The sequence below is a fragment of the Tissierella sp. genome (genome assembly GCF_052089545.1).
GTDB lineage: Bacteria > Bacillota > Clostridia > Tissierellales > Tissierellaceae > Tissierella_A.
Genome location: NZ_JBQDAA010000091.1, coordinates 1 through 8742, shown reverse-complemented (window position 1 = coordinate 8742; position 8742 = coordinate 1). Strand labels below are relative to the sequence as shown.

Genomic DNA, 8742 nt, shown 5'->3' with positions numbered 1-8742 from the left:
ATTTTGATGCCAATCCTGATACTGTAAGAGAGACAGCCCTTAAAAAGAACTTAAAACCTTTAAGGCTTGCAAGTTTTGTAGATGGTACAAATACTATGATAGAAATGGCAGCTATGAGTAATGCAACAGGCTTTATACCGGATAAAAGAGGAGCCCATGGAATCCATGCAAATGTAAATGAGCTTCCTAATATATTTAGATTCAAGGATGAAGGTGGAGTACTAGACAATACAGGGGTAGTAGATTATGTACATGGCATAGCTCCTGGTGTATTTGCAGTAGTTTCAACTTCACTCCATCAGGTTCATACTGAGATGAAATATCTTTCTATGGGTGATGGGCCAAACTATGTATTATATAGACCATATCACTTAACAAGTCTTGAAACACCTATAACAGTTGCAAATGCATACTTTTACAATGAGGCAACTATAGCACCTATAGACAGGCCAGTTTCTGAAGTTGTTACACTTGCTAAAACAGATCTAAAAAAAGGAGAATACCTAGATGGTATAGGTGAATATAAGGTTCTTGGAACAATAGAAGAATATGAAAAGGCTAAGGAAGAAAATTTACTTCCTATAGGACTTGTAAATAGAAAAACAAGGGTTAAAAGAGATATAAAAAAAGGTGAATTTATAAGATATGATATGGTAGAGTTAGATAAGACAAGCTATATATATAAATTAAGACAGATGCAAGAAGAAATGTTTTAGAAAAGACTAATAGAGTTATCATAGAATCATTTTAAAAAAAGGAAACCCTTGTGAGACTTAAAGGGCTTCCTCATTTATATTACTGATTATATTTAAATATTAAATATAATCAGTAATATAAATGAGGCTAAAAAATATAAAAACAAAGGTAATGAAATAATTTTTTTAGCTTTATTTAGTTCTTTACAATCTTCATTATACTCTTCATCACAATCTTCAGTTATGTGACTTAAATACATAGACCATATTAAACAAAAGACGGCAAGGTATGAAGGTTTAAATGAAAAAATATTACCTTTAAATAGGTATACATTACTTATTACAGCTGTAATAAGTAATAATGTAGATAGAATATAAGATATTACTTTAAAAATAAAAGACTTTTTCATTGTAATTCCTCCATTTTATAAATTAATATATCTGTCATTAATATTTAAATGCTGAGTATCCAGTAGGGGCCCAAAACCATACCATGGAATTATCTCCATAGGTCCACGTATAAGTTACATTTATTCTAACACCATTTGGTCCCATAAACATATCTGATACAGCGAGAGCTATTGCCCCTGCTAGTGCAGTTATTTTCCAACCTACTTTTTTAATTATTATCTTGGCCCACTGAGCTTTACTTAAACTTAATCCTAGATGCCCAATAGATATAGGATATCCTATCCCCTTTACCCAATTAGTGCTTATATTATAGGATACTCTTTTTCTTTGACCAGGATGATTTGCTAAGGTCATTTGTATATCACTGTCAGAAGCAAAATCCTGTCCATAAATTCCGATAGCAGAATCTAAGTCTAAAAGGGGGATATTTTCATCATAAGGAAATTCTTGAAATAATTCCTCAATTTCTCTTGTTGTAAATCCTAAATTATATAATTCATTAGTAATTGATTCTTTGGTGTGTTTAGTTTTACTGATACTTGGAATGTCATTGGTTGATATCCCCATAGAACTTGCTACCGCTAAATTAGAACTTGAAATTATACAGATAATTAATAATAAAGATAGAATCTTTGTACATTTGAATTTTGACATTAAAAACACTTCTTTTATTTTAATATTGTAAATGTGTTAAATATTTAACATGTGTTTATATTTTAACATACATCTGAATGTTATACAATTAAAAAATATAAGAAAATGAGAGAAAAATATATTTAAATATAGTGAGACTCACTTATATAATAATTTATGCCTTTTGTAATGGATGGATGATAATCTTGTAAAAGAATAATTAATAATTGAATTCAGTAAATTTAAAGGTTTATAAAGATTAAAATACTCAATATTGAACTTTTTCTTGACAAAAGCTTAGATATTGAGTATCCTAATATATAAGTCAAAATATGCGTTGAAAAGAAGAGTAATAAAGCAAATCTTTTTTAAGAGAGATAATCATTTGCTGAGAGATTATTAAAAGAACTTTATGAAAATCACCTTTGAGCATGGAACCTGAAAACTTAAGGTGCCACGGATAAGAACCGTTATTTCTATTTGAGAGACAAAAAATATATTTTTTGTAATTTGGGTGGTACCACGGAAAACTTCGTCCCTTAAGTCTAGCTAGACTTAAGGGATTTTTTAATATAAGGAGGAAGAGATGAAAAACTTTAATGAATTATCAAATGACCCGGTAAATGAACGGGAAAAAGAAATATCAAAATATTGGGAAGAAATAGATTTACTTCATAAATCTGTAGAAACAAGAGATGAAAATAAACCATTTGTGTTTTATGAAGGACCGCCAACTGCAAACGGCAAGCCTGGAATACACCATGTAATGGCAAGAACTTTAAAAGATTTAACTTGTAGATATAAAACTATGCAAGGATATAGGGTTAAAAGAAAAGCAGGATGGGATACTCATGGACTGCCAGTAGAAATAGAAGTAGAAAAGAAATTAAATTTAAAAGATAAACATGACATTGAGAAATATGGTATGGAAAAGTTTAATAAGGAATGCCGTGATTCTGTATTTCAATATGAAAAACTTTGGAGAGATATGACAGAGAGAATGGGTTATCTAATTGACCTAGATGATCCTTATGTAACACTTGAAAATGATTATATAGAATCAGTATGGTGGGTCTTAGATAAATTCTTTAAAGAAGGACTTATATATGAAGGACACAAGATACTTCCATATTGTTCTAGATGCGGTACTGGACTTGCATCACATGAAGTTGCACAAGGATATGAAGAAATAAAATCAGAAACTGTTATAGCAAAGTTTAAACTAAAAGATAAAGATGAATACTTTTTAGCTTGGACTACTACCCCTTGGACACTTCCTTCAAATGTGTGCTTAACTGTAAATCCTAATCTAGTTTATATAAAGGCTAAAAAAGATGGAGAAGTTTACTATTTAGCAAAATCATTAGCTGAGAGCGTATTAGAAGAAGATTATGAAATTCTAGAAGAAATGACAGGTAAGGATTTAGAATATATGGAATACGAACAACTTATTCCATTTTTAAATGTAGATAAAAAAGCATTTTATGTAACTGTAGCAGATTATGTAACTGTAGAAGATGGTACAGGTATAGTTCATACAGCACCAGCATTTGGTGAAGACGACTATAATACAGGACAAAGATATGATCTTCCAGTTGTAAATCCAGTATCTGATCAAGGTAAATTTTTAGAAACACCTTGGGAGGGTAGTTTTGTAATGGATGCAGATCCTGATATTATAAAGTGGCTTCGTGAAAATGGGAAACTATTTAAAAAACAAAGAATGGAACACAATTACCCACATTGTTGGAGATGTCACACACCATTAATCTATTATGCAAAGCCATCTTGGTATATAGAAATGACAAAATTAAAAGATCAACTTATAGAAAATAATAAAGGAGTAAACTGGTATCCAGATTATGTTGGGGAAAAGAGATTTGGTAACTGGTTAGAAAACCTAAATGACTGGGCAATATCTAGAAGTAGATATTGGGGTACTCCATTTCCAGTATGGAAATGTGATGACTGTGGAGATACAACAAGTGTAGGTTCTAGAAAAGAACTTATAGAAAGAGCTGTTGAAGAAGTAGACATGGATATAGAACTTCACAGACCATATGTAGATAATATTCATCTTGAATGTGACAAATGTAATGGAACTATGACTCGTGAAGAAGATGTAATAGATGTATGGTTTGATAGTGGATCTATGCCTTTTGCACAACATCACTATCCATTTGAAAATAAGGACAATTTTGATAAACTCTTCCCAGCTGATTTTATATGTGAAGGAATAGATCAAACTAGAGGATGGTTTTATTCTCTACTTGCTATATCTACTTTTATAACAGGAAAAGCACCTTATAAAAATGTACTAGTAAATGATTTAGTATTGGATAAAGATGGCAAGAAAATGTCTAAATCTAAAGGAAATACTCTAGATCCATTTAGATTATTTGATGACTATGGTGCAGATGTTTTAAGATGGTATATATTATATGTATCTCCACCTTGGGTACCTACAAAGTTTGATGAAAATGGACTTCGTGAAGTAGAGTCTAAATTCTTTAGATCTATGAGAAATATATATAACTTCTTTTCTTTATATGCCAATACAGATGAAGTAAATCCAAAAGACTTCCATATAGACTATAAGGATAGACCAGAAATAGATAGATGGATACTTTCAAAATATAATACACTTTTAAAGAATGTAGAAGAAAATATGGATATATTTGAACTTACAAGGGTTGTAAGAGATATTCAAGATTTTGTAATAGAAGATCTATCAAATTGGTATATTAGAAGAAATAGAAGAAGATTTTGGTCCACAGAACTAGATGATGATAAAAAGGCTGTATACAATACAACTTATGAAATACTAGTAGGACTTTGCAAGATGGTAGCTCCTTTTGTACCATTTATGGCAGAAGAAATATTCCAAAAGCTTACAGACGAAGGTTCTGTTCATTTATCTTACTATCCACAACTTGAAGAAGAATTAATAGATTTTGAATTAGAAGAAAAAATGGACCTAGTAAGAGATCTAGTAGGACTTGGTAGAGCGTCAAGAGAAACAGTTAGAATAAAGGTGCGTCAACCATTAAATGAAGTAGTGATAGATGGAAAATATGAAGAAAAAATAAGTGATTTAATACCTTTAATAAAAGAAGAGTTAAATGTAAAGGAAGTAGTCTTTGAAAATGATTTATCCCAGTATATGAATTATTCTTTAAAGCCAAACTTTAGAGTAGCAGGTTCAATACTTGGAAAACATGTAAAAACATTTGGAAAAGTTTTAAACACTTTAGATGCTAAAGAAACTGTAGAAATGTTAGATAGAGGAGAAAAACTTCTACTTGATTTAGATGGAGAAAACTTTGATATTCCAAAAGACTTTATACAAGTAACTATATCTTCAAAAGAAGGATTTAATGTGATGATGGAGAACAATCTATTTGTAATCCTAGATACCACACTTACAGATGAACTTTTAAAAGAAGGATATGCAAGAGAATTTGTATCTAAAATTCAGCAGCTAAGAAAAAGTAATGGATATGATGTATTAGATAATATAAATATTTATTATTCTGGATCAGAAACTATGAAAAATGCTATAGAAGAATACAATGATTTCATAAAATCTGAGACTCTTGCAAAAGAGATAGAAAAAGTAGATGAAAATCTAGAAGAACAAGATTTAAATGGTCAAATGACAGGAATAAAATTAGAAAAACTAGATAAGTAAGACAAGGGACAGATTTAAATCTGTCCCTTTTTAATTGTAAACTTATGTAGAACTATATTAAATGGGTATAATACTATGTAAACAAATGAAAAGAGATGATGTAGATGGCTATAGATAAAAACAAAACTAAAAAGTTAATTGATGATATAGATGAATTATTTGAGACAGTATCAAAACCGCTTCCAAAAGAAGCTAAAAGGTTTATTCAACAAAAAGTTATGGATCCTATTTTTGATGAAGTTAATAAACTTATTTTAGAGAGTAGGCCTCCTGTTATTTTTTTAGTTGGAAGATCTGGTCATGGTAAGTCTTCGCTATTAAATGCACTAGCAAATAGAGAAGTTTCAGAAGTTGGGGATATAAAACCTACAACAGCTGAATCTATTAGTTATGAGATAAACTTTGAAGACAGATATGCCTCTTGGTCTATAGTAGATACTAGAGGAATATTTGAAACAACTGCTCCAAATGGTGCACTAGGTGAAGACGCAGTAGAGATTTTAAAAAGAGATATTATAAAATATAAGCCAGATATAATACTTCATGTAGTAGCTGCTTCAGAGATTAGAAATCTGTCCAATGATTTAAAAGTGTTTAAAGATATAAAAAATAATTTAAGAAAAGAAACTGGTGTTAGTGTACCCACAATTGTAGCCTTAAATAAAGTAGATACTTTAGGAAATCCAAGAAATTGGCCTCCGGAGGAAAACACTCAAAAGTCTAATTTGATAAGAGAAGCTTTAGACTATATGACCAGGGACATACTCCATGCTCGTGAAATACAAAAGATAGATTTAAATAAGTCTATTAAAGGATATAAAATATTTGATGACGAATATAAAGCTATAGTTCCCATTTGTAGTTTAAAAGGAGATCTTTGGAATATAGAAACTTTATCAGATAGTATAGGTTCTCATTTACCAGATGAAGCCATAATAGATTTTTACCAAGCTCAAAAGAGAAAAGATCAGCTTAAAAGATTATCGACTTCAATTATAAATAAATTTTCCACGATATCTGGAACTATAGGAGCATCTCCTATACCTATTTCAGATATATTTGTCTTAACTCCCCTACAACTTCTTATGATATCTATAATAGGAGGACTTTCTTGTAGAGAATTTAAAAAAGAAACTTCTTATGAATATCTTACAGCAGCAGGAATAAATATAGGAGCAGCTTTTGGTCTAAGAACTGTAGCCCATCAATTTATGAAAATAATACCTATAGTAGGTTGGGCAGGTTCTGGTGCTATAGCTGCAAGTGGAACATATGCTATTGGTAAATCTGCTGAGGCATATTTTTTCCTAGGAGAAATTAAAAAACCAGAAATAGAAAAATAAATGTAGAATCTAATAAAGGATAGTATAATAATGGTATATAGTGAGGATAAGTTTTAAAGTGTGAAGTTGTCATTCTGAGCTTGCGAAGAATCTAAGCTTGGTTCAAGAAATATTGAAAACCGTCCTTCCATGAAAGGAAAACCATCTTTCATAAGTCACTCCTTATTTTCAATATTTCTTTGATCCTTAAGTAGGTTTGCTTAGAGAATATTGGTAATATAAAGTGAAGTAGATGTGTTCAAGAATTTAAGAAAAATGTCCTTCTATGAAAGGAAAAGCACCTTTCATAAGTCATTCCTTATTTTCTTAAATTCTTCGATCAACAAGTAGAGTTGATTTGAATTAGTAGAATTATGTGAAATTAAGTCTTCTAATGTTGTCATTCTGAGCATCGCGAAGAATCTATGATTTAGGATCAAAACAAAGATTCTTCATCGCTATGCTCCTCAGAATGACAGCGACGCTTTCTTTATAAATAGCGTCATATCAGTAGAAAAGTACGAAGTAAAACAAAATATATATTAGGAGGGTTTAAATGAAAAAAAAGCATTTTAATATTTTATTGTTATTTTTATCTATTAGTTTAATATTAACAGCTTGTTCTTCAAAAAAAACAATAAGAAACACTTCTAAGACTTTAGGAATAAATTTATCAGATGGAATAATATCTAAAAGTATAGATTCTCATAGTGGTTTCCATGGTGATGGTATTACTTATGTAGAAATAATGTTTAGTGAAGAGGAAGGAGATAAAGTCACTGAAATAATTGAGAATAATGAAGGATGGAGAAGTTTACCACTAACTAATAATTTAAATACTGCTGTATATGGCAAAAAAAGTCTATCAGGTTCCACAGGTCCATTTGTAACTGATGATGATGGAAACTCACTTATTCCAATTGTAGATAATGGCTATTATTTTTTTATAGATAGGCAAGAAGAGGGTAAAGAAATGAAAGACGATAAAAAATTACTGGGTGGTTTCTCATTCAATTTTACAATTGCTATTTATGATACAGATAGTGAAATACTATATTACTTTGAATTAGATACATAATGTAGTTCTTATTAGTATATACAGTTAAATATTTACATAAAAAAGAAACATAGATATCTATGTTTCTTTTTTATTTACAAATCTTATTAAATTAAATTTCAAATATTTTCTTAACTATTTTTTGCAATAACAAGTTTTATATCTTCATAAGAAATATTTTCAGGAAGAGCTTCTTTTATTGGTTTTAGTTTTTCTGCCCCAAGCTCTTTTATTACATCCAATATATCTTCTTCTATCTTAGGCGATTTTAAAAACCTAGACCATTCTACAGTTCTTCCCTCTTCTTCACATTTTGATAAATGTTCTATAATTGTACTAATAGTAAAACTTCTTTCCTTTGAAATTTCTTCTAAACTATCTAATTTTAAATATGCTTGGTATGTTTTTTCATATCTTTCTTTTAAGTCTTCTCTTACTCCCTCTTTTTGTGAGAGGTCTAAAGGAGTCTTATTATTATTTTCAACATATGCTTTTATTACATTTATAAAGTCCTCTCCATAACTTTCGTATTTTTTAAATCCTACTCCTTTAATATTTAAAAAGGAATCTTTATCTATAGGAAAGAAAGATGCCATTTCTCTAAGACCGGCGTCATGGAAGATCATAAATGGAGCAATTCCTTTTTCACTTGCTATAGTATATCTTAATTCTCTAAGTTTTTCGAATAGTTCACCATCATAGTTTTCTGAAACCTTGTGTGTTTTAGACTTAGATCTCGAAACCTTCTTTGCTTCCATTAAGTGCTTCTTGTGAAATACTTTTATTTCACCTTTTAAAACTGCTCTTGAACTATTGGATAGTTTTAAAACTGGATATTTGTCAGAAGTCATAATTATATATCCTTTAGATACAAGTGTCATTATTATTTCTCGAAGTGTTTCTTTTCTATATTCATTCATAATATTATAAGTT

6 protein-coding genes, 1 pseudogene and 1 other annotated feature are annotated in these 8742 nt (G+C 29.8%); of the genes and pseudogenes, 4 read left to right on the top strand and 3 right to left on the bottom strand.

What is annotated here, in order from left to right:
- Positions 1–716: pseudogene (locus tag ACTHW2_RS07750) on the top strand (NAD(P)H-dependent oxidoreductase); the annotation flags it as partial.
- Positions 717–808: 92 nt separating this feature from the next.
- Here ACTHW2_RS07750 and ACTHW2_RS07745 read toward each other — a convergent pair.
- Positions 809–1105 carry a hypothetical protein gene (locus ACTHW2_RS07745; RefSeq protein ID WP_442263376.1) on the bottom strand — a complete coding sequence of 99 codons (297 nt, stop codon included), beginning with the start codon at positions 1103–1105 and terminating at the stop codon, positions 809–811.
- Positions 1106–1142: 37 nt separating this feature from the next.
- Complete coding sequence (locus ACTHW2_RS07740) at positions 1143–1760, bottom strand: hypothetical protein (protein ID WP_442263375.1); 618 nt, start codon at positions 1758–1760, stop codon at positions 1143–1145.
- Between the two features lie 307 nt (positions 1761–2067).
- Positions 2068–2282 (top strand) — a binding site (T-box leader).
- A gap of 43 nt (positions 2283–2325) precedes the next feature.
- Here ACTHW2_RS07740 and ileS point away from each other — a divergent pair.
- From ileS to ACTHW2_RS07725, 3 genes are all read left to right on the top strand, one after another.
- Positions 2326–5430, top strand: a complete 3105-nt coding sequence (ileS, locus tag ACTHW2_RS07735) for an isoleucine--tRNA ligase (RefSeq protein WP_442263374.1) — start codon at positions 2326–2328, stop codon at positions 5428–5430.
- 104 nt (positions 5431–5534) lie between these two features.
- A complete protein-coding gene (locus ACTHW2_RS07730) occupies positions 5535–6773 on the top strand; it encodes a GTPase family protein (protein WP_442263373.1) in 1239 nt (412 codons plus the stop codon).
- A gap of 535 nt (positions 6774–7308) precedes the next feature.
- A complete protein-coding gene (locus ACTHW2_RS07725) occupies positions 7309–7830 on the top strand; it encodes a hypothetical protein (protein WP_442263372.1) in 522 nt (173 codons plus the stop codon).
- Between the two features lie 110 nt (positions 7831–7940).
- On the opposite strand, the gene ACTHW2_RS07720 is transcribed toward ACTHW2_RS07725, so the two are convergent.
- A partial coding sequence (locus tag ACTHW2_RS07720; RefSeq protein WP_442263371.1) for a helix-turn-helix domain-containing protein occupies positions 7941–8742 on the bottom strand: 802 nt, incomplete at its 5' end.

Bases quoted from the DNA above. Each gene is read 5' to 3' on its own strand.
- ACTHW2_RS07745 (WP_442263376.1), bottom strand. From the start codon at position 1,105: ATGAAAAAGTCTTTTATTTTTAAAGTAATATCTTATATTCTATCTACA.
- ACTHW2_RS07730 (WP_442263373.1), top strand. From the start codon at position 5,535: ATGGCTATAGATAAAAACAAAACTAAAAAGTTAATTGATGATATAGAT.
- ACTHW2_RS07740 (WP_442263375.1), bottom strand. From the start codon at position 1,760: ATGTCAAAATTCAAATGTACAAAGATTCTATCTTTATTATTAATTATC.
- ileS (WP_442263374.1), top strand. From the start codon at position 2,326: ATGAAAAACTTTAATGAATTATCAAATGACCCGGTAAATGAACGGGAA.
- ACTHW2_RS07725 (WP_442263372.1), top strand. From the start codon at position 7,309: ATGAAAAAAAAGCATTTTAATATTTTATTGTTATTTTTATCTATTAGT.